Annotated in this window: 19 protein-coding genes and 1 tRNA gene; 13 read left to right on the top strand and 7 right to left on the bottom strand. The window is 49.5% G+C overall.

Annotated elements, in window-relative coordinates:
• The first annotated feature begins 121 nt into the window (after positions 1–121).
• The 5 genes from fabI (at position 122) to K4H25_RS15095 (ending at position 6,539) form a co-directional block, all read left to right on the top strand.
• The gene (gene fabI, locus K4H25_RS15115; RefSeq protein ID WP_221021231.1) at positions 122–907 is read left to right on the top strand and encodes an enoyl-ACP reductase FabI; all 786 of its coding nucleotides are present in this window, start codon (positions 122–124) and stop codon (positions 905–907) included.
• A 65-nt stretch (positions 908–972) separates the two neighbouring features.
• A complete protein-coding gene (locus K4H25_RS15110; RefSeq protein WP_221021230.1) occupies positions 973–3,192 on the top strand; it encodes a DUF3141 domain-containing protein in 2,220 nt (739 codons plus the stop codon).
• Between the two features lie 101 nt (positions 3,193–3,293).
• A complete protein-coding gene (locus tag K4H25_RS15105) occupies positions 3,294–4,268 on the top strand; it encodes a phosphate acetyltransferase (RefSeq protein ID WP_221021229.1) in 975 nt (324 codons plus the stop codon).
• Positions 4,265–5,473, top strand: coding sequence for an acetate/propionate family kinase (locus K4H25_RS15100; RefSeq protein WP_221021228.1), 1,209 nt, complete (start codon positions 4,265–4,267; stop codon positions 5,471–5,473). Before K4H25_RS15105 ends, K4H25_RS15100 begins: the two co-directional genes overlap by 4 nt.
• Positions 5,474–5,606: 133 nt before the next feature.
• Positions 5,607–6,539 (top strand): IS5 family transposase, encoded by a 933-nt coding sequence (locus K4H25_RS15095; RefSeq protein WP_221021227.1) that lies wholly within the window; start codon positions 5,607–5,609, stop codon positions 6,537–6,539.
• A 23-nt stretch (positions 6,540–6,562) separates the two neighbouring features.
• On the opposite strand, the gene K4H25_RS15090 is transcribed toward K4H25_RS15095, so the two are convergent.
• Complete coding sequence (locus tag K4H25_RS15090) at positions 6,563–6,934, bottom strand: hypothetical protein (RefSeq protein ID WP_221021226.1); 372 nt, start codon at positions 6,932–6,934, stop codon at positions 6,563–6,565.
• Positions 6,935–6,967: 33 nt separating this feature from the next.
• Between K4H25_RS15090 and K4H25_RS15085 the strand changes: the two genes are divergently transcribed.
• Positions 6,968–7,207 (top strand): PTS transporter subunit IIC, encoded by a 240-nt coding sequence (locus K4H25_RS15085; protein WP_221021225.1) that lies wholly within the window; start codon positions 6,968–6,970, stop codon positions 7,205–7,207.
• Positions 7,208–7,266: 59 nt separating this feature from the next.
• On the opposite strand, the gene K4H25_RS15080 is transcribed toward K4H25_RS15085, so the two are convergent.
• Positions 7,267–7,356 (bottom strand) — tRNA-Ser (locus K4H25_RS15080).
• Positions 7,357–7,718: 362 nt separating this feature from the next.
• On the opposite strand from K4H25_RS15080, the gene mltF reads away from it, so the two are divergent.
• From mltF to nagZ, 3 genes are all read left to right on the top strand, one after another.
• Entirely contained in the window at positions 7,719–9,221 is a 1,503-nt protein-coding gene (gene mltF / locus K4H25_RS15075) for a membrane-bound lytic murein transglycosylase MltF (RefSeq protein ID WP_308443253.1), read from the top strand.
• A gap of 132 nt (positions 9,222–9,353) precedes the next feature.
• Positions 9,354–10,742 carry a glutamate--tRNA ligase gene (gene gltX, locus K4H25_RS15070; protein WP_221021223.1) on the top strand — a complete coding sequence of 463 codons (1,389 nt, stop codon included), beginning with the start codon at positions 9,354–9,356 and terminating at the stop codon, positions 10,740–10,742.
• Between the two features lie 106 nt (positions 10,743–10,848).
• Positions 10,849–12,453 carry a beta-N-acetylhexosaminidase gene (gene nagZ / locus K4H25_RS15065; RefSeq protein ID WP_221021222.1) on the top strand — a complete coding sequence of 535 codons (1,605 nt, stop codon included), beginning with the start codon at positions 10,849–10,851 and terminating at the stop codon, positions 12,451–12,453.
• 114 nt (positions 12,454–12,567) lie between these two features.
• Here the strand turns inward: nagZ and K4H25_RS15060 are convergent, their stop codons facing one another.
• From K4H25_RS15060 to K4H25_RS15045, 4 genes are all read right to left on the bottom strand, one after another.
• The gene (locus tag K4H25_RS15060) at positions 12,568–15,201 is read right to left on the bottom strand and encodes a family 20 glycosylhydrolase (protein ID WP_221021221.1); all 2,634 of its coding nucleotides are present in this window, start codon (positions 15,199–15,201) and stop codon (positions 12,568–12,570) included.
• 612 nt (positions 15,202–15,813) lie between these two features.
• Positions 15,814–17,451, bottom strand: coding sequence for a methyl-accepting chemotaxis protein (locus K4H25_RS15055; protein WP_221021220.1), 1,638 nt, complete (start codon positions 17,449–17,451; stop codon positions 15,814–15,816).
• 378 nt (positions 17,452–17,829) lie between these two features.
• Positions 17,830–18,774, bottom strand: a complete 945-nt coding sequence (locus K4H25_RS15050; protein ID WP_221021219.1) for a DegV family protein — start codon at positions 18,772–18,774, stop codon at positions 17,830–17,832.
• A gap of 331 nt (positions 18,775–19,105) precedes the next feature.
• Entirely contained in the window at positions 19,106–19,930 is an 825-nt protein-coding gene (locus tag K4H25_RS15045; protein ID WP_221021218.1) for an AraC family transcriptional regulator, read from the bottom strand.
• A 136-nt stretch (positions 19,931–20,066) separates the two neighbouring features.
• On the opposite strand from K4H25_RS15045, the gene K4H25_RS15040 reads away from it, so the two are divergent.
• Both K4H25_RS15040 and K4H25_RS15035 read left to right on the top strand, forming a co-directional pair.
• Complete coding sequence (locus tag K4H25_RS15040) at positions 20,067–20,939, top strand: DMT family transporter (protein ID WP_221021217.1); 873 nt, start codon at positions 20,067–20,069, stop codon at positions 20,937–20,939.
• A gap of 155 nt (positions 20,940–21,094) precedes the next feature.
• A complete protein-coding gene (locus tag K4H25_RS15035) occupies positions 21,095–21,472 on the top strand; it encodes a hypothetical protein (RefSeq protein ID WP_221021216.1) in 378 nt (125 codons plus the stop codon).
• 146 nt (positions 21,473–21,618) lie between these two features.
• On the opposite strand, the gene K4H25_RS15030 is transcribed toward K4H25_RS15035, so the two are convergent.
• The gene (locus K4H25_RS15030; RefSeq protein ID WP_221021215.1) at positions 21,619–22,500 is read right to left on the bottom strand and encodes a LysR family transcriptional regulator; all 882 of its coding nucleotides are present in this window, start codon (positions 22,498–22,500) and stop codon (positions 21,619–21,621) included.
• Between the two features lie 106 nt (positions 22,501–22,606).
• On the opposite strand from K4H25_RS15030, the gene K4H25_RS15025 reads away from it, so the two are divergent.
• Together K4H25_RS15025 and K4H25_RS15020 are read left to right on the top strand one after the other, a co-directional pair.
• Complete coding sequence (locus K4H25_RS15025; RefSeq protein ID WP_221021214.1) at positions 22,607–22,885, top strand: hypothetical protein; 279 nt, start codon at positions 22,607–22,609, stop codon at positions 22,883–22,885.
• A 561-nt stretch (positions 22,886–23,446) separates the two neighbouring features.
• Positions 23,447–23,839: an HPF/RaiA family ribosome-associated protein gene (locus tag K4H25_RS15020; protein WP_182075573.1), complete on the top strand. Its 393-nt coding sequence runs from the start codon at positions 23,447–23,449 to the stop codon at positions 23,837–23,839.
• Positions 23,840–24,016 lie beyond the last annotated feature (177 nt).

The raw sequence follows: 24,016 nt of genomic DNA, 5'->3' as shown, positions 1-24,016 counted from the left end.
CATTAATGTGCTCGAGATTTTCTTTTGGTGTTATTTATTAGAAATTTTGGCGTAATATGTTTGAGGGTAAAATCGCCGCTGCGATCAGTGTGATGATGGATTCAACTCGACGGAAAACCAAATGATGACGATAGAAAACCCGACTCCTATTTTGGCTGGCTATAAGGCGCTGGTGGTAGGGGTCGCTAACGAAGACTCGATTGCCTATGGTTGCGCGCAGGCTTTTCGCGCCGTTGGCGCGGATGTGGCGATCACTTATTTAAATGACAAAGCCAAACCGCATGTGGAGCCACTGGCGCAAGCCCTCAACGCTGCGATCTTTGCACCATTGGATGTGTCCAAACCGGGTGAATTAGAAGCCTTGTTTGCGCGGATAGAAAAAGAATGGGGCAAGATCGACATCTTGGTGCATTCGATTGCGTCGGCCAAAAAAGAAGATATCCAAGGCGGTTTACTCGATTGCTCGGCCGATGGTTTTGCTCTGGCGATGGATATTTCGGTGCATTCTTTGATTCGTATGGCCAAATTGGCGGCGCCTTTAATGAGCGATGGTGGCACTATTTTTGCGATGACTTACCACGGCGCTTGCAAAGTGGTGCCCAACTATAACGTGATGGGGCCAGTGAAAGCCGCACTGGAGGCGTCATGCCGTTATCTCGCGTATGAATTGGGTCCCAAGGGGATTCGAGTGCACTCGATTTCTCCCGGACCACTCAAAACCCGCGCCGCTTCTGGACTAAAAGACTTCGATTTATTGCTCAATGAGGCGGCAGAGCGCGCGCCCGTGGGCGAGTTAGTTGACATTATGGATGTCGGTTATACCTGCGCTTATCTGGCAACACCGTATGCACGCCGCCTGACTGGCGAGACGATTTATATCGATGGCGGCGTCAATATCATGGCTTGAGCAGGGGCTCGCCCAGTTCAATGCAGCGTGATCGGTTAAAAATTCAATCATTGTGGAGTAGTGAGATGTCGAAAGTGGCTAGTCAGAGTTCCCGTCGTCGTGCGACCAGTAGCGTGACCAAGCCGGCTACGCCCGAGCCACAGTTGCCTTACGCGCAAAATCCCTTGCTTGAATATTGGATTGATGCGATGCAGCGAACGGCGCTGTTTGCTGATTTACTGCGCCAGCGCAGTGAACAAAACCAAGCGCAACAAGCCAAGGCCGTGCCGCATGTGCTGAGTTTTGACGCTGAATTAGTTTTGGATGCGCGCACTTTTGCCACTGCGGTCAATTATTTATTGGTTCGCGTTAAGCCCACTGCGGCGCAGGTCATTGATCCCAAAAAACGCCCCTTTGTGGTGGTCGATCCCCGTGCGGGACATGGCCCGGGCATTGGTGGTTTTAAAGCCGATAGCGAAATTGGCGTGGCGATGGCGGCTGGGCATCCTTGTTATTTTGTTGGCTTTACGCCCGACCCAATGCCCGGGCAAACCATAGAAGACATTATGCATGCCGAGGCAAAATTCCTCGAAAAAGTCATTGAGCTGCATCCTGATGCCGAAGGCAAACCGTGCATTATCGGTAATTGCCAAGCGGGTTGGGCAGTGATGATGCTGGCGGCGACGCGACCTGAGTTATGTGGCCCGGTGATTGTGCCTGGCGCGCCGCTGTCGTATTGGGCGGGCGTAGAGGGTGAAAATCCAATGCGTTATACCGGCGGTTTAAGCGGTGGCAGTTGGATTACTGCGCTTACTAGCGATTTGGGTGGTGGGATTTTTGATGGCGGTAATTTGGTGAAGAATTTTGAAAACCTCAATCCCGCCAACACCTTGTGGGGCAAGAATTATGATATTTGGTCCAATATCGATCATGGTGGCGCGCGCTTTTTAGAGTTTGAAAAATGGTGGGGTGGCCATGTCAATTTAAATGGCGAAGAAATCCAATGGATTGTCGATCAACTGTTTATCGGTAATCGCCTCTCGAGCGGGCAGATTGTGACGCAAGTGGGCGAGCCCATTGATTTACGCAATATTCATTCGCCAATTATTTGTTTTTGCTCCAAAGGCGACAACATTACCCCGCCACAGCAGGCGCTAGGCTGGATTAACGATGTGTATGCCAGTGATGACGAGCTGCGGCTATGTGGGCAAACCATTGTGTATGCAGTTCACGATCACGTGGGGCATTTAGGGATTTTTGTCTCAGGCAGCGTGGCGAAAAAAGAGCATCAAGAGTTTGCCAGCAATATTGACCTGATTGATGTGTTGCCGCCGGGCTTGTACGAGGCGGTTCTGACGCCCAAAACCGCCGAGGTGCTTAATCCAGAATGGGTTGAAGGCGATTGGATTGTGCGATTTGAGTCGCGTACTTTGACCGATATTCGCCAGATTGTTCAGCCCAATCAGGATGACGCACTACGCTTTGCCACAGTGGCGCGAGTGTCTGAAATCAATTTAGAGGGGTATCGACGCTGGATTCAACCTTGGGTTAGATTGGCGGTCAATACCCCGATTAATCAATACTTTAAAGCCTGCGCTGCGGCGCTTGCACCAGCTTCAGTTTTTTCGCCTCAAAATCCATTGATGTCGATCTTGCCGCAATGCGCTGAGTGGGTTCGCCAGCATCGCCAGCCAGTGGCCGCGGATAATCCATTTTTAAAATGGCAAGAGTGGTACTCAGAGCAAATGATGAGCGCGCTCAATGGTTACCGTGATCAGCGCGATCACGCGATGGAGCAATTGTTTATCTCGATTTATGGCTCGCCGCTATTGCAGCAGATGCTGAGCATCACCGAGGCGTCTTGTCCTGCGATCTCAGCCATCACGCCAGAGCGCCAAGCCTTTATCCAGCAGCGCATCGCTCACTTTAACGCCAATATGGCCGAAGGCGGTTTGCGTGAGGCGGTGATTCGCGCCTTGCTGTATATCGGCATGGCGGGGGACGGCGTGGATGAGCGATCGTTTAATGCTTTGCGCTTAATTCGTTCGCAAAATGAGGCGCTGCCATTGAGTGAGTTTAAGCAGCAGCTGCGTGAGCAGTATTTTTCATTGCGCTTAGATCAAGAGCGCGCGTTGGCAACCATGGTGGAGATGCTGCCCGCAGATTCAGCCAAAAAGCAGGCGGCATTGGATGTGATTCGGCGCATCGCAGGGGCTGCAGGAGAGATGAGCGCGGTGGCAACGGCACGCTTACATCAAATTGAAGCATTGTTTATGGTAGAAAAAAAACCAGTTCATTCACTGTAATTAGCGATGGCTTTGCGTTGGCGGTTTTGGTCTTGCTTTAGGCCAAAATCCGCAGCAAAGCCGCGGGTAAACCCAATATCAATCGACCCTAGAGGCTACAAATGGCGCATGAAAAATATCAAAATCTGATCGCGCGCAGTCAGGCGCTGACCCCTGTGGCCACGGCGGTGGTGCATCCTTGTGATGAGAGCTCGCTGCGTGGTGCCGTTGAGGCTGCTGAAGCTGGGATTTTGCTGCCGATTTTAGTCGGGCCAAGGGGCAAGATTGAGGCGGTTGCCGCTGAGTTTGAATTGGATATTTCGGGCTTTACGCTCATCGACGTTGCGCATAGCCAAGCCGCAGCCGAAACGGCAGTGCAATTGGTGCATCAAGGTAAGGCGCGAATGCTAATGAAAGGCAGTTTGCATACCGATGAGTTAATGGCGGCGGTGGTGCGTACCAGCACGGGGTTACGCACCGCAAGGCGAATTAGCCATGCATTTATTATGGATGTGCCAAGTTTGGATCGCGCCATCATCATTACCGATGCGGCGATTAATATTTTGCCCACGCTTAAAGACAAAGTACACATCGTACAAAACGCCATTGATTTGGCGCATGCCTTGGGTTTTGGGGTGCCTAAAGTGGCGATTTTATCGGCAATGGAAACCGTTAACCCTGATATTCCATCAACGGTTGAAGCTGCGGCGTTGTGCAAAATGGCCGATCGCCAGCAAATCACCGGCGGAATTTTAGATGGGCCATTGGCGCTCGACAATGCGATCAACCTACAAGCGGCGCAAATCAAAAAAATTGACTCTCCGGTGGCCGGTATGGCCGATATTTTGGTCGCGCCAGATTTGGAGTCGGGCAATATGCTGGCCAAAAGTTTGACTTTTATGGCGGGAGCCGATGCCGCTGGCATTGTGCTTGGTGCACGCGTGCCGATTATTTTGACCAGCCGAGCCGATTCTTTATTGACACGCTTGGCGTCTTGCGCGGTGGCCGCTTTGGTGGCCGAATCGCAGCGCCTCAGCTTAAAGCAAGCGCTGATCGAATCACCGCGAGTCAACGTAAAGCAAACGGTGGCAGTATGAGCGAGGCCATTTTAGTATTGAATGCCGGCTCTTCCAGCCTTAAGTTCTCACTATTTTTGCTTCAAGAAGAGGCGCTTAATGTGTGGCTTACTGGACAACTTGAAGGCCTTTATACTGCGCCGCGATTTAAAGTGAAAGACGCACTAGGGGCGTTGATTGGTGAAAAACAATGGCTTGATGGTGAGTCACTCGGCCATGAAGGCGCTCTGGCGTATTTGGCGGAATTTTTGCGTGAGCAATTGGGTGAGCATCAATTGGTGGCGGTGGGGCATCGGGTGGTGCATGGCGGAATGACTTATACCGCGCCGGTGGCGCTCAATGCGGCGATTGTGCAAGATTTAAGTCGCCTCACAGCGCTGGCGCCATTGCATCAGCCGCATAATCTTAAGCCAATTTCGATCTTACTTGCCCAGCGTGCTGATTTACTGCAGGTGGCTTGTTTTGATACGGCATTCCATTGCACCCAAGCGGCGGTAGAACAAATCTTTGCGCTACCGCAGCAGATCACTGAGCTAGGTGTGCGGCGCTATGGTTTTCATGGTTTGTCTTATGAATATATTACGACCGTGTTGCCACAATACGCTGCGCAGGCCCGCCGCGTGGTGGTGCTGCATTTAGGCAATGGCGCCAGTATGTGTGCGATTCAAGACGGACAAAGTGTGGCTAGTTCCATGGGATTTACCGCCGTTGATGGCCTGCCCATGGGAACGCGCTGCGGTAATTTAGATCCCGGCGTGGTGCTATATCTGATTGATGAATTAAAAATGGACGTGCGCGCCATCGAAAAACTGCTGTATCAGCAATCGGGTTTATTGGGCGTTTCTGGTCTATCGAGTGATATGCGCACCTTGCTCGATTCGGATGAACCACAGGCCAAGTTTGCGGTGGATTTATTTGTATATCGGATTGCTCGCGAATTGGGCGCGCTGGCCGCCACTATGGGCGGCATCGATGCCTTGGTCTTTACCGCTGGCATTGGCGAGCATGCACCGCTGATTCGGCAGCGAGTCTGCCAAGCGGCGGCTTGGCTGGGGCTCGATTTGGATGAAACGGCCAATCAAGCTGGCGCTGCATGCATTAGCCAAGCAGACAGCGCGGTGAGCGCCTGGCTGATTCCAACGCATGAAGAATGGATGATTGCTCAACACACGCGGCAGATTTTACAGCGCACTCGCGTCAATGCCGAGTCAGCACTGATTCACTGATTTACTGAATCTATGGGTGATTGCGGCGCAATAGTTTGCTCAATTGCGGATCAATGATTTGCCATTGATTCGGCTTTGTTGCACAAATCAGCGGCGCAATGCTGCTGGTAGAATAGCGATATAGAATAGCGATATGAGCAAACCAGCACCCCACAAATACAAAACCACCAACTGGCCAAGCTATCACGCAGCTTTGAAATCGCGTGGCGCATTAATGATTTGGCTTGATCCAGCGCTGAAATGGGCTGCTGAGCCCACTGGCAAGCGCGGACGAAACCCCACTTTTAGCGATGCTGCCATTCAATTCTGCCTCACCATCAAATGCCTGTTTGGCCTCGCATTGCGCCAAGCAACCGGCATGGTTGAAAGCCTACTTCGGCTCGCCAACTTAGATTGGAACGTTCTTGATTCGAGCACGATCTCTCGTCGACAAAAAACGCTGAAAGTCACGATTCCGGCCCGTCAAAGTCAGGGTGGACTGCATTTACTCGTCGATAGCACAGGCATCAAAATGCTCGGTGAAGGTGAATGGAAAACCAAAAAACACGGCGCTGAATATCGTAGGCAGTGGCGTAAAGTTCACCTCGGCATTGATGCCGAAACCCTTGAAATTCGTGCCATCGAGGTCACCGATAACAAAACAGGTGATGCGCCCATTTTGCCGGAATTGATGAATCAGATTCCCGAGTCTGAACAGATTGCGGCGATTTACGGTGATGGCGCTTACGACACCAAAGAATGCCACAATGCCATTGCGGCAAGAGGTGCGGCAGCGATTATTCCTACACGGAAAAATGCACAATTTCGGAAAGAAAATACGGCTGGAGCGAGAGCGCGGAATGACATCTTACGGGCGACCAAATACTTGGGTAGGGCCATCTGGAAAAAATGGTCTGGGTATCATCGACGTAGCTTGGTAGAAACCAAAATGCAATGCTTCAAACTATTGGGTGAACGAGTGATGGCGCGGGACTTTGATCGTCAGGTGGCTGAGTTGCAAGTGCGTGCAGCGATCTTAAATCGCTTCACGCAACTGGGTACGCCAATGACGGTAAGAGTGGGATAAATCCGTCTGGGGTTAGGGGTGACTTACCCTCTAGTTGATTTGTGCAACAAAGCCCATTGATTCGCCAATTGCGCAATCACTCGATTTCTTTGCATTTTTTTAAAGCTGCTTTGTATTTGCGAAGCGCTAATGCTCTGACTCCCTGTTTGCTCAGCCAGCCAAAGCCGGTATTTGGTCTCATAAAATTGCTGCCGACCCTCGGCAATGCCTAGCAATAGCAATCGATCCAAACGCGCCAAATCTTCCCAACCCAGTGCCGCAATACTCACTTGCTGTTGCCGCTGCAGTTGTCGCTCTAACACTTCGGGTAGTGATTTCACTGGATCGAGCACCAATTCTTCAATCATGGCGCGCATTGCTGCGGGCGAGCGTTGGAGTTTTTCAAATGCCGGCATGATGCTCGCGATGTTTATTGTTTGGCGGTGATTGTGCCGGGCTTAATCCCGCACTTTTTTACCGGCGCAACGGCTGGCGTGTATGGCAATGCCACCGGTGGACTGCGTGGCGCAATCGTCGGCTCGTTTGTGAATGGTCTGTTGATTAGCTTCTTGCCAGCTTTGTTATTGGGCAGCTTAGGCGCATTGGGCTTTGCTGGTACCACTTTTGGCGATACTGACTTTGGTGTGGTGGGCTTACTATTGACAGGGTTTATGTCGATGACCCATTAAGCAATCGTTGAGCATGAAAAAAGCCCTGATGATTTCATCAGGGCTTTTTGTATTGGGCTTGGAGGAGAGAGGGGGATTCGAACCCCCGATAGTATCGCTACTACGCCTGATTTCGAGTCAGGTACATTCAACCACTCTGCCACCTCTCCAGCAAGAGGGCGAATTTTACGCCGACAAACCGAATTTGCCAAGTCGATTGCTTTGCCGCTATCGCAGTTGCGCGAGCGAAATTGAGTGGGTCCTTAATTTGCTTCAAGGTTGGCTGGTGGATTTTTTTGTCAGTGATGTGTAAATTTATAATGGTTATTTTTTATGGATTTTATGCCATTATTTGTAAGGTGGTTGCGATGTCTTGGTGTGCACCAGTTAAAAAAAATTTTTATTTTCTTAAAAAGTTTCTGAGGTGTTTTTTTGTGCAACGCTTGAATTGACGCTGCTTGGCGGCGTTTTTCTTGGCGCTGGCTTGCAGGTACATTTCACAGATGTGCTTGAATAATTTGTTGTTTTTCAAATATCTTGGCACAATGCGTCCAACTTAACGATCAACAGGCTAGGCATGAAGAGATTCTTAACTGCGCTCTCAGCGTGTTTACTTTTGGGCTGTGGCAACCTTTCGTCAACAGCACAACGTGTATTACCATGGGCGGAGTCAAAAGAATTGACCGTGCTGGTACAAAATGGTCCAACCACTTTATACGTGGATGCCGAAGGGCGTTATGCGGGGATTGAATACGATTTAGTGACCCGTTTTGCCGAGGCGCATGGCCTAAAAGTTCGCTTTATTATGGCCGCGACGTATGGCGAAGTGGTGCAGCGTTTAAAGCGTAAAGAAGCGCATTTGGCCGTCGGTGTGCACCGTGATATTGATGGTGAGGGCTTGGTATTTGGCCCGGGCTATCAAACGGTGAAGCCAGTTCTGGTTTATCCCGCAGCGCGCAATGAAAGCCATGTTTTGCGTCAGATCGAACAAGGCCAAGGCACGCTCAGTACCTTGCCGCAATACACCGCTTCACTGCAGCAACATAAAATTAAGTTTCCCAATTTACTCTGGAATACCGTTGATCAAGTCGATAACGAAGATTTGATTGAATTGGTCGCGTCCGGCAAACTCGATTACGCCGTGGTGGATTCGCATGCGGCCGATATTGCACAAAATTATTATCCCAATGTGGCGATCTCCAAGTCTTTAGGCGACAGTGCTCAGCAATTATCGTGGGCCATGATGGAGGGTGACGAGCAATTACCGACGATGGTGTCGGCGTTTTTCCGCCAAATGATGGCCGATGGCTCATTAGGCCGTTTGCAAGACCGTTATTATGGCCATATTAATCGAGTCGATCCGGTGGATGCGCTGACGTATCTGAGCCGCATTAAATCGACTTTGCCGCAATTTAAAGCGACTTTTTTAAAAGCCGAAGCTGAAACCGGCATTGATTGGCGCTTATTGGCGGCTTTGGCCTACCAAGAATCGCATTGGGACAATGCCTCTGTTTCACCGACTGGCGTTCGCGGCATTATGATGCTGACCAACGACACCGCGTCTTTGCTTGGCGTGAATCGTCTTGATCCACAACAGAGCATCTTAGGTGGCGCGCGTTATGTGCAGCTGATGCGTAAAGGCATTCCTGAGCGTGTGCCAGAGCCTGATCGCACTTGGCAAGCCTTGGCCGCTTATAATATTGGCTTGGGCCATGTTGAAGATGCCCGCACCTTGGCGCAGCGTTTAGATAAAAATCCAGATAGCTGGACCGATCTAAAAGGCGTTTTACCTTTGCTGCGTAAAGCCGAACATTTTAGTACTTTAAAATACGGTTATGCGCGCGGTGGTGCGCCAGTGATTTATGTTGAAAGACTGAAAACCTATTACGATATTTTGGTGCGTTTTGAGCAACCGAGCAAAATCACTGCGCCAGAATTCTCGACTACGGTGATGGTCGACAATCCGGGCAATCTGACCTTAGACATCAATAGCAAGCTCAGTCAGGCTAAACCACGCCAAGTTGCTGCTTTATAATTCGGCGCGGATTTCTGCATTAATTTCCAAATAATTCAGCCTGCCGTATAGCTTTTGAAAGAGAGCTTTGGGGCTGTATTGCTGCGCATTTCCGGTACAATAGTATTTTTGCTTTTCGCCGGATCTGCGCCCATGAAAGTTCGCACTCGTTTTGCCCCTTCTCCAACTGGCCTCTTACACATTGGCGGTGTTCGCACTGCGCTGTTTTCTTGGGCTTTCGCCAAAAAACACGGTGGCCAATTTGTTTTGCGGATTGAAGACACCGATCTAGAACGCTCAACGCCAGAATCGGTTGCCGCAATTATGGATGGCATGCATTGGGTGGGTTTGGATTACGACGAAGGCCCGTTTTACCAAATGCAAAGAATGGATCGCTACAAAACCGTGATCCAGCATTTACTCGATTCAGGTCATGCTTATTACTGTTATTGCAGTAAAGAAGAGCTCGACGCGCAACGTGCTGAAGCCGAAAGCCGCGGTGAAAAACCACGTTACAACCGCGCTTGGCGACCAGAGACTGGCAAAACCTTGCCAGCGATTCCGAGCGATATCACCCCCGTGGTGCGGTTTAAAACCCCAATGGGCGGCTCGGTGGTGTGGTACGACCAAGTGAAAGGTCGGATCGAAATCAGCCATGATGAACTGGATGATTTAATCTTGGCGCGCCCAGATGGCACACCAACGTATAATTTTTGCGTAGTGGTTGACGATTGGGATATGCAAATTACCCACGTTATTCGCGGCGACGACCATGTGAACAACACCCCACGTCAAATTGTGATTTACCAAGCGCTTGACGCCACGGTGCCTTTGTTTGCCCATTTACCGATGATTCATAATGATCAGGGCGTTAAATTATCTAAGCGCCGCGATGCGGTGTCGGTGGTTGATTACGATAAGCAAGGTATTTTGCCAGAAGCGCTGCTCAATTATTTGGCACGTTTAGGTTGGGGCCATGGCGACGATGAGATTTTCTCGTTGGAACAATTCGTTGAATGGTTCGAATTAAAAGACGTCAGCGGCAGCCCAAGCCGGATGGATCGCGACAAATTGCTGTGGACCAATGCGCAATACATCAAAGCGGCCGATCCAGCGCAACTCGCAGCGCGTGTTGCTGGCTTTTTGGCCGATAAAGGTGTGGACATCGAAGGCGGCCCAGCGCTCGCTGATGTGTGCGCCTTGCTGAAAGATCGTTGCCAAACCTTGCTCGAAATGGCCGATCAAGCGGCGTATTTCTATAGCGCATTAACGCCAACGCAAGAAATCGCTGATAAACATTTGACCCCAGAAGACGAAGAACGCTTGAAACTATTTGCCGAAGCGGCTGCTGCGCTTGAAACATGGGATGCGGCAAGTTTGGGCGCGTTGATTAAAGAGTTTGTTAAGCAACAAGGCGTAAAAATGCCGCAAGTGGGCATGCCAATTCGCGCCAAAGTGTGTGGCATCACCAATACGCCATCGGTGGACGCGGTATTGGCCTTGATCGGTCGCGAAGAAGTGCTGCGCCGTTTAGTGGCTTAAACCCACAATGATTTACTAACTGAGTGTTAAAAGGCCAAGCCCATCTTGGCCTTTTTTTTTTGCTGATTGAACAATCGCCATGGGCCGATTGCCAAAGGATTTTTTGATGTCTATTGCTGTTTCGCATATTCAATTACGGGAACAAATCGGCCAATTACTGATGGTCGGTTTTGATGGTTTTGTGGTGAATCCAGAGATTGAAAGTCTAATTCGCCAGCAGCGCATCGGCGGGGTGATTTTGTTTCGCCGCAATATCGATACGCCAGCGCAAGTTGCGGCGCTTTGCCAGCAATTGCAAATGATCAATGCTGAGGTCAGCGATTTGCCACTGTTGATTGGGATTGATCAAGAAGGCGGAATGGTAATGCGCATCGAAGAGGGCGTGACCCCGATGCCTTCGGCGATGGCTTACGCCCGAGCAGTAAGCAGCCCAGCCCAGCAAGCCAATGCGATAGAAGCCTGCCAAGCTTTGCACCAAATCGCTGCCGATGAATTGCGGCAAATGGGCATCAATATTAATTTTGCCCCTTGCTTAGACATAAATAATAACCGCGCTAATCCGGTGATTGGTATTCGCTCTTTTGGTGAAGATGCCACAACGGTCACGCAATATGGCCTAGCGGCGCTGCGCGGTATTCATGCCGCGGGCATTGCGGCAACCGCCAAGCATTTTCCCGGCCACGGCGACACGGCCACCGATTCACACTACGCTTTACCGCTGGTTGCACACGATTTAGCGCGCTTAAACGCCGTTGAACTGCTGCCATTTAAGGCGGCGATTGCTGCAGGCGTGGATGCAGTGATGACGGCGCATGTCGTGTTTGCTGCCATCGAACCCGATACCACTTTGCCCGCGACCTTATCGCGCAAAGTGCTCACAGGTTTGCTACGCCAACAGTTGGGTTTTGGCGGACTGATTATTACCGATTGCCTAGAAATGGATGCGATTGCCGCGCGCCCACTGGTCAGCGACTGCCCCGGCGCTGCCGGTACCGTACAAGGCGCAGTGCAAGCGATTGCGGCCGGCGCTGATATTGCTTTGGTGTCGCATACTTATTCACGGCAAGCGGCGGCCGTCGAGGCTTTGCTTGAAGCCGTTGAGTCTGGGTATATCGATAAAGATCAGGTACAGCAAAGCCTAGATCGAATTACCCTGCTTAAAAAATCCGCAGCAATGACGCAATGGCGTGATCTAGTGCAGCCGCCTGCCCATTTGCAAGCGCCCGCCGCGATGGCATTGGCGCAGCAAGTGCAAGAACAAGCGATTGAAATGCACGGTTTGCCGCTGGATCAACACGCTGCGACTTTACTGGTCACGGTTGAATTAATGCAGCGCACCGAGATCGACGAAGTTGCTCTGGGCGCTTCGCGCAGCGCGCGCGGGACTTTATTGCCCTTGCTACAAGCAGCGGGCGTTGATGTCAGCGAAATGATTATTTCCCCGCAGGTGAACGATAGCGAATGGGCGCAAGTGATCGCGGCACAAGCGAGCGCAGCGCAAGTGATTTTTCAAAGCTATAACGCCACTCGCTTTGCGCGGCAAAGTGAATTAATCCGCCAGATTGCCGCCGACAAATTACTGCTGATCGCCGGACGTAACCCGTATGACCTTGAGCTCGCCCCGCAAGCCAAAACCCGCATCGCCGCTTGCAGCAATCGTCCCGCCGTATTGGCGCTAATTGCAAAAAAATTATTGGGCGGCTTGCAATAAAACTACGGGAGTCAAAGTCGGGTGGAATAAACACAGTGCATGCCACCGGATCGCGAAGACTATTTTTACGGCACGAAAAAAAACGCCCTTGCGGGCGTTTTTTTTGACTACGGTTTATTGCACTTTAGACGCTTGACCAAAACGTGGGTTTTTCTGATCGCCGTTGCTGGTTCTCACCCAAACGCTGCCCGTAACCGCTGGTTTTTTATTGGCATCGTAAACCAGCCATTGCTTACCATCGGTTGAATACTGAATTTGCACATTTGGAATTTCAGTATTGGCATTTAACATGCCATTAATGATTTTAGCGCCGACTTTTGGCAAACGATATTGAATTTGATACGCATCGAGTTTTTCTAAACCACGCGCACCAACGGCATTCACGAAATGATTGTAATCAGTTTCTAATGCTTGTTGATTCACATGTTTACTTTCGCTCGAATAAACCGTGTTGGCTTTAAAGTTTTCCCAGCTTGGTTTATTCCACGCCCGTTCGGCAATGGCAAAGATACGTGGATACATCATGTATTCAGCTTGCGCATCGGTTCTTTGCGTTTCTGACCATAAATGACCCGAGATCCCTTTAATGCTTGGTGCGGTGGCTGGTGAAGTAATACTCATTGCCTTGCCATCGCGATCTACGCTGGTTTCTGCGTTTTGCGCTAAATTACCCGGAGCAAAAGAGAAAATCTTTTTCAATGGGTTAGCCCGCGCTGCCCAGTAATAGCCGCGCTCAGCAGGGTCGATTTCATTAGGCATATCGAGGTATAAATAGTCTGGATTGGATAAAACAATATCAAATCCTTTTTGACTAAATTTAGAAACAACCTCTGTACCACCCCAGAACAAAGTATCCCAAACGTTAACGGTTGGTTTAACCGTCATTTCGCTAGCGCTCTTTAAATGCGACAAGCCATCTTGCCAGCTTTGGAATGAATTAATTTTGTGGGGAACGAGCTCTTTATTAATCTCTTTACCAAACCACGTGGTTAATTCATCAAATGAGCCTACAGTGCCGTTTTTAACCAAAGCTTGGCAAGCGGGTGATTTCTCATAAGGGAAGTTTTGTGCTTTTTTATCAATAATGCCTTGGCCCGGTTTCGCCTCTGCTGCGCCAGCATAACCACCGCCAAGCATAATGTTTTTCGCTTCATCGCCACCGTAATGCCAAGTGCTTAATTGCACACCGGCTTCGGTATACATGGCATTAACTTCAGCAATCACTTTTTTAGCAAAGTCTTTTGATGAAGGCAGGCAAACATTCATAAAGCCTTTCTTGTCATAAAACTGAACCGTGGTCACTTGCGAAGTGTCGCTTGGATCTAATAAACGATATTGCTCGGCGGCTTTTTTATTACCGGCTTTCATTAGATTATTGTAACGTGCTTCCATTGAAACGACGGCGGCGCGTGAGTGGCCTGGCATGTCGATTTCTGGAATCACTTCAATATTGCGCGCTTTGGCGTATTTTAAGATTTCAATAAAGTCAGCACGGGTATAAAAGCCATCTGATTTTTGTGGCTCAGTACCATGGCCCAATTGTGGCAATAATTGAGTTTGTTCATTGCTTGTATTCAAACCACGCTGTGCGCCAACGCTGGTTAATTCATCTAAGCCATTGATTTGTAAACGCCAGCCTTCATCGTCACTTAAATGCAAATGCAGTTTGTTTAATTTTAATTGGCTCATTTGGTCAATTAAATTCAATACATGCTGTTTGGATTTAAAGTTACGCGCAGTATCAAGCATCATGCCGCGATATTCGTAGCGTGGTGCATCATTGACCACCATCTCAGAGAGATTGTCTTTCGATTGAATATCGATCAGCGATAGCAATGAATTAAAACCATTCATTGCGCCAGCAGCATCAAAACCATGAATCTGGGCTACGCCATCTTGAATGATTAAGGTGTAGCCGCCGTCTTTTTTCGCTGCAGCCAATTGGATTTGTTTTGGATCAATCGCAATATTGACGAGCAAAGCTTGGTCTTTATTTTTGGCTAGGAGCTTATATTTTTTGAGTGCTTGGGCAAAAACGTCTTTGCTGTCGGCTGCAACTTGATTTAAGAACAAGCCATGTTTGATTGAAACGCTATTGGCTTTGGTGATTTTTTGTTCAATCGGCGCTGGAATGATTCGGTCTTTGGCCGCAGCATCGATTTGAGCGGTGTAAACGTCATAGCGTTTTAGGCTATCCAAAATCAGATTTTGATCTGAGCTAGCGCGTTTGCCTTGGGCTGTGGTCAGTGGAGTGGCAAATTGGGTGATGTCTTCGGTATCAGTGTTTTTGATGGTTTTGGTTTGGCCATTAGCGCTCACCATCCAGCGTGGGAAGGTATCAAAATCACTAACGTGCCAATATTCACTGATTAAATTGATTTGGATGCTTTTACCAGCAGCAATACCTGCAAATTTATCCGTTGGTGTTAAACGGTTTAAATCACCGGTGATATGTTCGATTTTAAATTGATCGCCATCGACGCTTAAAATTCTTCTTGGTGACGGGATGATGATTGAAAAATCTTTGTCGTTTAATGTTTTGCCGATATTGCTCAATGTAATGGTAGAGCGGTAGCAGGTGGCCCAATCGGCACCCAGTTGCTGACATGTGTTTTCAGCTTCTGCACCTTTAACTTCGACATGAACTTGCAATTGTTTGGCTAAAGTTTCGGCACTTGGGCTCGCCACGGAGAGACCAGAAAATAAAGCGCCAACGAGAACTGAAATTATTTTTACTTGAGGTTGCATATCGATTCCATTTAAAACTGATTAATAAAATTCTAATGACGCAATCAATAAGCCAGGAACAACGAAAGCAATTAAAATCTCGTAGTAAGCAAAGACTTATTGATTTGAATTCATTGAATTTTTATTGTTTTTATTTGTGAATCTCCATTGTAAGGTTGCTTTGGCAAAAATTAAAAGCCATCGCTCAATGGTGATATTTACCTATTCAATGGGTGGTTTTTACGATAATCGCGATGTAATGCGTGGGGATTGAGTGAATTGTAATCAAATGCAGATGCTTAACTGGACAAGCTTTGTTGTTCGTCAATAAGGGAAGCTAACCCTTATTTGTTTGATAGTCTGTCTCGTTATAAAACTGAGAATTGATATTTTTATTTATTTTAAATATTTTGGCATTAATGAAGTTAATTCGAAAGATTACCCATATGGAATAATTGAAATGAAGAAATTGAATTAGATACAATAGTAGTGGCTTGTATTACGCAGGGAATGATTGGTCGAGCCACCCGTGGCACTTCGCGCTGTGGGCCTAATTCAGGGTTTTGCGGTTGGAATACACTTTCTGGCCTCGCCGATCTGCTTGATGCGGCGAGGCTCGTAGTTGTTTTGAGCTTAGAGTTTGAATTGTTGTACCGCTTGGCTGAGCCGGCTCGATAGATTTTGCAAATCTTTGGCCGCATGGGCATTCGATTGCACGTCGAGCGCGCTGGCTTCGGCCATTTGCGCGATTTGCTCGACACTGCGGGCAATCTCGGTGGTGGCCACGCTTTGCTCGCGAATTGCGCTACTAATATTATCGACCACTTCGCGAACTTGCTCGGCGCCTTGGCGAATGTCGTCAATAGCGACGCCAGCTTCATTGGCAAAAGCAACACCGGTATTGGCTTGCTCTACGCCACTTTCCATTTGGGTGATGGCTTGGCGAGTACCGCTTTGAATTTGGCCCACCATCTTGGCAATTTCGACGGTGGATTGACTGGTGCGCTCGGCGAGTTTACGCACTTCATCGGCCACCACGGCAAAACCACGGCCTTGCTCACCGGCGCGCGCCGCTTCAATCGCCGCATTGAGCGCCAATAAATTAGTCTGATCGGCAATGTCTTTAATGGTGCTGACAATGGATGAGATTTCTTGCGATTGTCGGCCGAGCTCTTCGATTTTGCTCGAAGAATCTTTAACCAAATTAGCGATTTTATGCACTTCACTGGTGGCGCTATGGATCACTTGTGCGCCGCGTGTTGATTGCTGGCCAGCTTGGCGCGCCAGCTCGCTGGCTTCATCAGTATTGGCGGTCACATGGTCGATCGAGACTGACATTTCTTCTACTGCCGCCGCCATTGACGCCGCTGATTCGCTTTGTTGTTGCGCGCGCAGCGCCACCTCGCTCGAGTTTTGCCCTAAATGATTGGCCGCGCTGTTAATCTGCGCGGCGCTGGCGTGCACTTCACCAATCACGCTGCGTAGGGCTTGCTGCATATCGCGCATTGCGGCGATTAAGCTGGTTTGATCCCGAGGGTCGCAATGAATTGCTTGTTGTAATTGCCCTTGTGCCACATTGCGCGCCAAATCCACCGCCACTTGTGGCTCGCCACCGAGCAAGCGAAATAGATAAGCGCCCAGCGCCCATAAAACATAGCAAATTAGCGCCAAACTAATCAGGCTGATGGGCAATAAGATTTGGAGCACCGAGATGAAATGTTGGTTGATGTCATCTAAATAGATCCCAGTACCAATGACCCAACCCCAAGGCTGAAAGCCGGTGACGTAGGAGATTTTATCCACTGGCGCATCGCTACCGGCTTTAGGCCATTGGTATTCAACAAAGCCAGCGCCTTGGCTGCGAACCACATTGGCCATTTCAACAAACAGAGCTTTGCCATTGGGATCTTTGCTATTGCTGAGGTTTTTGCCATCGAGCTCTGGCTTGAGCGGATGCATCAGCATGGTGGGGGTGGTGTCGTTGATCCAGAAATATTCTTTGCCATCGTAGCGAATCGCCTTCACCGCTAGCAATGCCGCCGCTTGGGCGCTGGCTTGATCCATTTTGCCTTGGCGACTGAGAGACTCGTAGTGCGCCACAATCGATTGTGCTGATTCGGCTAGATTACGGACTTTGTCTTTACGATCATCCAGCATTTCGCCGCGTAATTGCAGCAGCATCATACAGACCAGCAAGATCAAAGTGATGACGGTGATCGCCGCGGCAAAGACTAAGCGCGCGCGCAATGAGAAAGGCGTAGCTCGAGCCATATTGTTATCCCCTATCGCAATATTATTGTTTTCTGATGTTTTGGCTATTGTGCTGATATGCGCTTGAGCTTGCAATTTCTTACGATCAACTGTTGCGCTATGCGGGAAAACACGAGGGTTACGTGTAAATGATGTCGGCATATTTCGGTCTGGCCAGCGACGATGCTGCGAATGGGTTTCCCAAGTTGGATCTGATTATATAGGTAGGGTATAGCAGGCTATACAAATATTTGATTGGGTTTCTGGCTAATACCTGCTTTTTATGGGGGCTATTCAGATTATGTTTTGATCCCGCAGGCGCTTTCCTTCCCCCTTGATGGGGGAAGGTTAGGGTGGGCATGCTACGACGTGCATTTTCGGCTAAGTATCGCCACCGAACTAATTGAGCACGGCTTCGGTTTCGGCGGCAAAGGCGATGGCCAGACCACCCGCGCCGATGTTCACGCCAGCAGTAGTGCTCATTTCACACAGCAGTAATTGCACCTTGGCGTGCGCGCACGCTCGTTGTAATTGTTGATACGCTGGCATATCGCTGATGACGCTAGGGTCACCGCCGTAACTCACGCAAATGGTGTTGGCGACTAAACCTTGCTCAATTTGGTTTTCGGCCATGGCGAATAGTTTTTCGACGCCAGTTTGAAAACCATGAATGCGGGCTACAGGACTGGTTTCGCCACGATAGCCGCGGATAACGGGCTTGATGTCGAGCGCACTACCAAAGGCATACGATAAAAATCCAACGCTTTTATCGCCTTTTCGGCGTGCTTGATGGCGCAGTTGGCCTAGATCGGCTGGCATTAAAAAGCTTTGTACGCTGCGGCTTAGCCGCTCAATGTGCTGGGTGATGGTCGAGCGGCTGGCTTGCTCGCTAATGAGTTGGGCGATTTCGGCGACGATCAGCCCTTGGCCACAAAATAAATTGGCGCTATCAAAAACGCGAACGGCAAATGGTTTGCTTAAATTGGCGGCTTCACGAATCGGCCGGTATTCGGTGAGGATGCTGCGTGCGGCTTGGGTGCAGTGGTTAAAAATTTGGCTGCGCGATTGCATCACCGTCAGACAGAACACCGAGTCAAATTCTAAGATCAGTCGGCTTTTGAATAATTCACGGATTTGCTCGACCGAGAAGGGTTTGGATTCAAAGTCCGACGTGCCTACGGCGGCTTGGCGGCGATAAAAATTACGAGTAGCGACGGGGTCGCGGTGATCAATAAATTGGCTATCGCTGCCTTGAATCGTGATCGGCAAGATGACGATTTGATGCTGGTCTAAAAATTCGCGCGGTAAATCGCAGCAAGAGTCTGTGACTAAGCCTACTCGCATGGTGTTCTCCAAGAGGGGGTTTCACCGTCTAATGCGGTGTTGTGCTGGGTAAAACGTGCTGTGTCGGGGGCGGAAGCTGACATATTAGAAAATGCCAATGTAATTTAACATCCATTTTTAACCGTGATTAATAGGGAAAACACTGATTTAGTAATTTTTTGGTCAGTATTAAGTAATTTTGCGCGGAAAATAAAGCGATAAACGCCGTCGATGTGAAGGGAGCGTGTGCTGAAAGAATGAAGTGATTCAGTTTAATTGTGGGGTATTGTGATGCAGCCTATGACTGTCAGTCCTAAGCGGTAAATACTCCGCATTCGTGGGTTTTTTATATTTAATCGTTTTGATGATTGCGCCATTGGCGCCGGTAGCGTTCTGGCGATAGGCCAGTGTGTTGGCGAAACATCGCAATAAAAGCCGAAGGATGGCTGTAGCCTAATTGCCACGCAATATCTTGAATCGCGTGGTGTTCTTTGAGCGCTGCTTGGGCGCGTAACAGCCGTAGGCGATTACGCCACTGAATAAAGCTCAGCCCAAGCTCGCGTTGAAATTGCCGAGCCAGCGTGCGCTCGGTGCTATGCACGTGTTGCGCCCACTGCGCTAGCGTGGTGGTGTCGCCGGGCTGGGCGAGTAAAGCATCGAGAATCGGGCGCAGTTGTCTGTGCGTGGTTTCCGGTAAATAGCTGGTGTGTTGATCGGCACTGATCAGTCGTTCGAGCAACAAGGTGGCTTGTGCTTGCTCGTTGGCCGCGGTGGTACTGCTCACTTGGCGTGCGGCATAGTCATCAAATAGCGCCCGAATTAGCGGGGTTTGTCTAATTAAGCAGGCGGTTTTTGGTAGATGCTGCGCCCATTCATCGCCAAGATACGCTGAGGTATAACTAAGCGCTTGGCGTATATAGGCGGTATGCGGCATTTGGGCCGGCACCCAGACTAAAAAATCCGCCGGAGCGATTAAATGCTGCTCGTTGGGTGGCAAGCCCAGCGTGATTTCGATCAGTCCCAAATTGATGCGATTAATTTGTCCCCAAGGATGGCGATGCAGTGCGTAGCCAGTGTGGGCATCGACGGCTTCGTGGCGCAGCTGCAATAGTTTGGGAGCTTCAAGTGCTAGATCGCTAGGGTTATACGGCGGCGAAGGCGGTGGATCTGGCGGCATAAATGGTCCGAAATACACGATACGTTTGTCGGGTTTGCATTATAGCCATTGAATCGGACGGGATTACACTGCGTGCTCAATACCACACGGGTGAATCGGCGCTGCTGTGGCGTATTGTGGTTTGCATGAGGTGAGGATGAACTGGTTTTTTCCATTGGTGGCGGTGGCGATTTGGGCGGGTAATACCGTGGTCTCTAAAGCTGCAGCAGGCGTGATTGATCCGGCGGCGATTTCGTTTTATCGCTGGTTAATCGCTGGGCTGATTTTAACGCCGATCATGGCGCCCAAACTTTGGCGGCAACGGCTGGCGATCGGGCCCTATTGGCCCAAGTTTGCGGTATTAGCTTTGCTCGGCATGGTGTTGTATCAATGCTTGGCGTATTTTGCGGCACACAGTACCACCGCGACCAATATGGGCGTGATTTGTGCTTTGATCCCCTTATTGGGTTTGTTGCTCAACTGGGCGTTTTTTCGCTTTAGGCCCAATGGCAGGGCGATGATTGGCGTGGGTTTCTCCTTGCTTGGTGTTTTATATCTACTCGGCCAAGGCCAGCCCAGTCGTTTATTGGCCGGAGGGATTAACCATGGTGATGGCTTGATGTTGATCGGTGCGCTGGCGTATGCGCTATATGGCATTTTATTAAAGCGCTGGGCTTTGCCGTTTTCGCCGTGGTTGAATTTATATTTGCAGATTGGATTTGGCGTGCTGTTTTTGATTCCAGTGGCGCTGAGCGCGCAGAGCTTGGCGATTGCGCCGGCGGCGATCAGCATGGTGTTATTTGCAGGGATTGCCTCGTCGATTGTGGCGGCGTATTGCTGGATGCAGGGTATTGGGCGAATGGGCAGCGAAAAAACGGCGATTTTTATGAATCTACTGCCCTTATTGACTGCCTTGATTGCGGTACTGGTCTTGGGCGAAACCTTGCATGTTTATCATTACCTGGGTGGTGGATTGATTTTATTTGGGGTGTTTTTAGTGCAATTTCGTCAGTCCTGCGTGGAGAGCTAAAATAATTACTTTTGCTGACGGCATGCTGTGATTTTTTATCGCGCAAAGGGGATGGTTTTGTAGGAAAGTACTGCGAAGTTTTATGATTGCTCGTTATATAATGCTTTGCAGCGCATGGGCGCAGTAGTTGAGATTGAATACAAAGGAATGACGTGTTGCGAAAATTATTAGCGGCCATGGTTTCAATGGTAATGGCGACAGTGGTATGGGCTGAAGATGCCCCTTTGCCATTTGATGATCCTGCTGCTGCAGTGCCGATTGTGCGTAAAGCGCCGGTCAAAAAAGAAGTCGCGACGCCAGCCAAGGTTAGCCAGCAAACAGCGAGCCCAGCTCGCTATAGCAAAAAGCCATCCAGTCGCAGTAAAGCGGTGAAAAAATCAACACGTTCCTCTGCCAAATCAGTTCAAGTCAAATCGAGCAAAAAATCTGCGCTTAAAAGTAGTAAAACCAGTCAGCGTAAAGCCACACCATCTAAAGCCAAAAAGGCCAGCGCTAAAGCCAAACCCGCTCGCAGTAAAATCAAGAAAAAATAAACCGCATCGATAAGTACTCGGCGTGAATACGCCGAGGCTGGCAATCAGTGATATCTGCTGGGCGCGACGTGGCTGGCTGTTGCGTCGCGATTGTGTTGCGTCGCGATCGTTAGCTGGAGCTGCAACGCCGTTAGATCATTGGCGCGTTACAGTTCTTGGGCGCACTGATGCAGCAGTTGATCTAAGGCCGGGTGATTGATTTTTTTGGGCGCGTAGATCGCGTAGTAATCGGCATACTGTCCATCAAGATGCCCTAGGCTTTGCAACTGCTCGCTAGGTATTGCCTCAGGCATAATAATAGGCGAAGGGTAGAGGCCAATACCTGCAATACCAAACGCTTGCATCAAAGCGCTATCGGCAAATTCTCCGACAATATCGGGCACGATTTGCTGTGCCGAAAACCAGATATCCAATTGAATTCTCAGCGTGCTATCGCGAGTCGGTAGCAGCATCGGCGCACCATTGAGGCAGGCTGGGAAATCTTCTCCATAACGTGCTGCAAGCGCTGGGCTGGCTAAAATCATCACTGGGCATTGCGCCAGTCGTTGGCTTTCGAGGCGAAGTGCGCCGTGCGCTGCAGGGCGATCTGCTAGCACGACATCCAGCTGGTGCAGCGCCAGCTTGGCCATCAGCTCATCGGGCGAGCCTTCAGTACAGCACAGCCGCGTATGGTCATTGTGCGTCTTGGCCAAGAGTTGCTGGGCAACGGTTTTGGGTAGCGCATCGGCCACCCCAATATTAAAGCGCTGCCGGGGCGTGCTGTCGCTGGCCAAGGTTTGCTGCATTTGCTCGCCGAGCATAAAAATCTGATCAGCAAACGGCAGCGCACTACGTCCTGCCTCAGTTAATTCCAATTGCCGACCGACTTGGGTAAATAGCGATTTACCCATTTGCGCTTCAAGGCGCGCCAATTGGCTGCTAATGGTTTGCGGCGTCATCTCAAGTTTACGCGCAGCGGCACTGATACTGCCTTCTTGGCTCACCACCCAAAAATAATACAAATGCCGGTAATTGATTAAATCATGCATACGCGAGTGTCGGAAAAAACTGATGATGCCGCAATGTAAGCCTGATGTTGGATTCTGTAAAGTCAGTTTAAAATTACAGCATCATAAATCGATACGAGAGAAAGCCATGTTGACTGGATTGGGCATCGTGACCGTTGTCTTGCTGGCGACCTTGTTTTGGTATTACGTGATCTACAACCCAGCAGCGCAAACCGATTGGGAGCGCTTGCCAACATTGGCGCAATATCGGCAACAGCATCCGCAATGCGTGCGCGGCGAACAAACACTTTGTTGCCATTGCGGCTCGACTGAGCATTTGGATTTGGGCTTATTGCAATACACCGATTGGCGGCGGCAGATGATGTGCCGGCAATGTAAAAATCGCTTATGGCGGGAATCAGATTGATGCGTATTTTGTTATTTTTGATTAGCCTGGTTTTGATCTATTTTTTGGGGTTCTTGTATTCATTGGGTGCTCACTTGCCGTGGTTACGAAACAAGGTGCATTACCTATTAGATAAAAATAGTTATCGGCGCTGTTATTCAGAGTGGGTCAATGGCGAGCGTATTGGCTGCTTTCAGTGTGGTGGCACCGAGCAAATTGATTTAGATCGGTGGCAATCGACTGGTCGTCGTCATCGTATTGGCTGCGCACGCTGTAAAACGTTGTTATGGCGGCAGTAGGATTCAATCAATAGCTGAAAGTCACTGATTCAGGTGGTCTTTGAGTGGGGATTTGCGACTTAGTTCGATTTATTTTACGGGTAATTGTATCGAGAAAAGTTGAGGGTTAATCAGTTATGCTCTGATTTTGTCGATAGAAAATATACGTTAAGGTGAATGCACTACCTCATTCACAGCAGCTAGCGCACAGTATCATCGTGAAGTGATTTACATGGCTGTCGCGTGATCAGGCGGTCCGATGGGGTAGATATTAAGTTTGGACTAACCAGCAGGAGATCGAGCAATGCGACCACTTATTTTGACTCACAAGCTTTCGATTGATGACACCATGCACAGCTATATTTTGCATCGTTTACGCCTCGCACTAGATCGAACCTTAAGCCGGATTGGCGCAATTACTGTGCGCTTAAGCGATGAAAATGGCCCTAAAGGGGGCGATGATAAGTCGGTACAAGTGAAACTCATCTTGCCAGGCCATGAATCGGTGATTGTTCACGAGCGCGGCAGTGATTTACGCGCGGTGGTCGATAAAGCCATTCATCGTGCAGCACAAACCCTGCAGCGCTTAAACGCCAAACGACAAAAAATAACCCGCAGCGTGGCGAGTCGAAAATTACTCGCGACTGAAATGCAATATGCCGAAGAGGCCAACCATATGCTGGCAACGCCATCCTAAAGCAATCCAGACGCGAGTCGCGAGAAGTGAGCTGACTTCTCGCGTAGCAAAATGGCTTGATTTATTTCGCCACGATAAAGATTAAATTCACCTGAATGCAGGTGGGCTTGCACAATAAAGGAAGATCAATGAGTTTTAGTTTAATGTTGATGGCCGTATTCATTGCAGCTGTAACGG

The sequence above is a fragment of the Deefgea piscis genome (assembly GCF_019665785.1).
Lineage (GTDB): Bacteria > Pseudomonadota > Gammaproteobacteria > Burkholderiales > Chitinibacteraceae > Deefgea.
Note: the sequence above shows the minus strand (reverse complement) of the source record. Positions and strands in the feature narration are given on the sequence as shown.

Excerpts from the sequence above, each read along its gene's own strand:
- fabI (WP_221021231.1), top strand. The coding sequence starts at position 122 with ATGATGACGATAGAAAACCCGACTCCTATTTTGGCTGGCTATAAGGCG.
- K4H25_RS15110 (WP_221021230.1), top strand. The coding sequence starts at position 973 with ATGTCGAAAGTGGCTAGTCAGAGTTCCCGTCGTCGTGCGACCAGTAGC.
- K4H25_RS15105 (WP_221021229.1), top strand. The coding sequence starts at position 3,294 with ATGGCGCATGAAAAATATCAAAATCTGATCGCGCGCAGTCAGGCGCTG.
- K4H25_RS15100 (WP_221021228.1), top strand. The coding sequence starts at position 4,265 with ATGAGCGAGGCCATTTTAGTATTGAATGCCGGCTCTTCCAGCCTTAAG.
- K4H25_RS15095 (WP_221021227.1), top strand. The coding sequence starts at position 5,607 with ATGAGCAAACCAGCACCCCACAAATACAAAACCACCAACTGGCCAAGC.
- K4H25_RS15090 (WP_221021226.1), bottom strand. The coding sequence starts at position 6,934 with ATGCCGGCATTTGAAAAACTCCAACGCTCGCCCGCAGCAATGCGCGCC.
- gltX (WP_221021223.1), top strand. The coding sequence starts at position 9,354 with ATGAAAGTTCGCACTCGTTTTGCCCCTTCTCCAACTGGCCTCTTACAC.
- nagZ (WP_221021222.1), top strand. The coding sequence starts at position 10,849 with ATGTCTATTGCTGTTTCGCATATTCAATTACGGGAACAAATCGGCCAA.
- K4H25_RS15060 (WP_221021221.1), bottom strand. The coding sequence starts at position 15,201 with ATGCAACCTCAAGTAAAAATAATTTCAGTTCTCGTTGGCGCTTTATTT.
- K4H25_RS15055 (WP_221021220.1), bottom strand. The coding sequence starts at position 17,451 with ATGGCTCGAGCTACGCCTTTCTCATTGCGCGCGCGCTTAGTCTTTGCC.
- K4H25_RS15050 (WP_221021219.1), bottom strand. The coding sequence starts at position 18,774 with ATGCGAGTAGGCTTAGTCACAGACTCTTGCTGCGATTTACCGCGCGAA.
- K4H25_RS15045 (WP_221021218.1), bottom strand. The coding sequence starts at position 19,930 with ATGCCGCCAGATCCACCGCCTTCGCCGCCGTATAACCCTAGCGATCTA.
- K4H25_RS15040 (WP_221021217.1), top strand. The coding sequence starts at position 20,067 with ATGAACTGGTTTTTTCCATTGGTGGCGGTGGCGATTTGGGCGGGTAAT.
- K4H25_RS15030 (WP_221021215.1), bottom strand. The coding sequence starts at position 22,500 with ATGCATGATTTAATCAATTACCGGCATTTGTATTATTTTTGGGTGGTG.
- K4H25_RS15025 (WP_221021214.1), top strand. The coding sequence starts at position 22,607 with ATGTTGACTGGATTGGGCATCGTGACCGTTGTCTTGCTGGCGACCTTG.
- K4H25_RS15020 (WP_182075573.1), top strand. The coding sequence starts at position 23,447 with ATGCGACCACTTATTTTGACTCACAAGCTTTCGATTGATGACACCATG.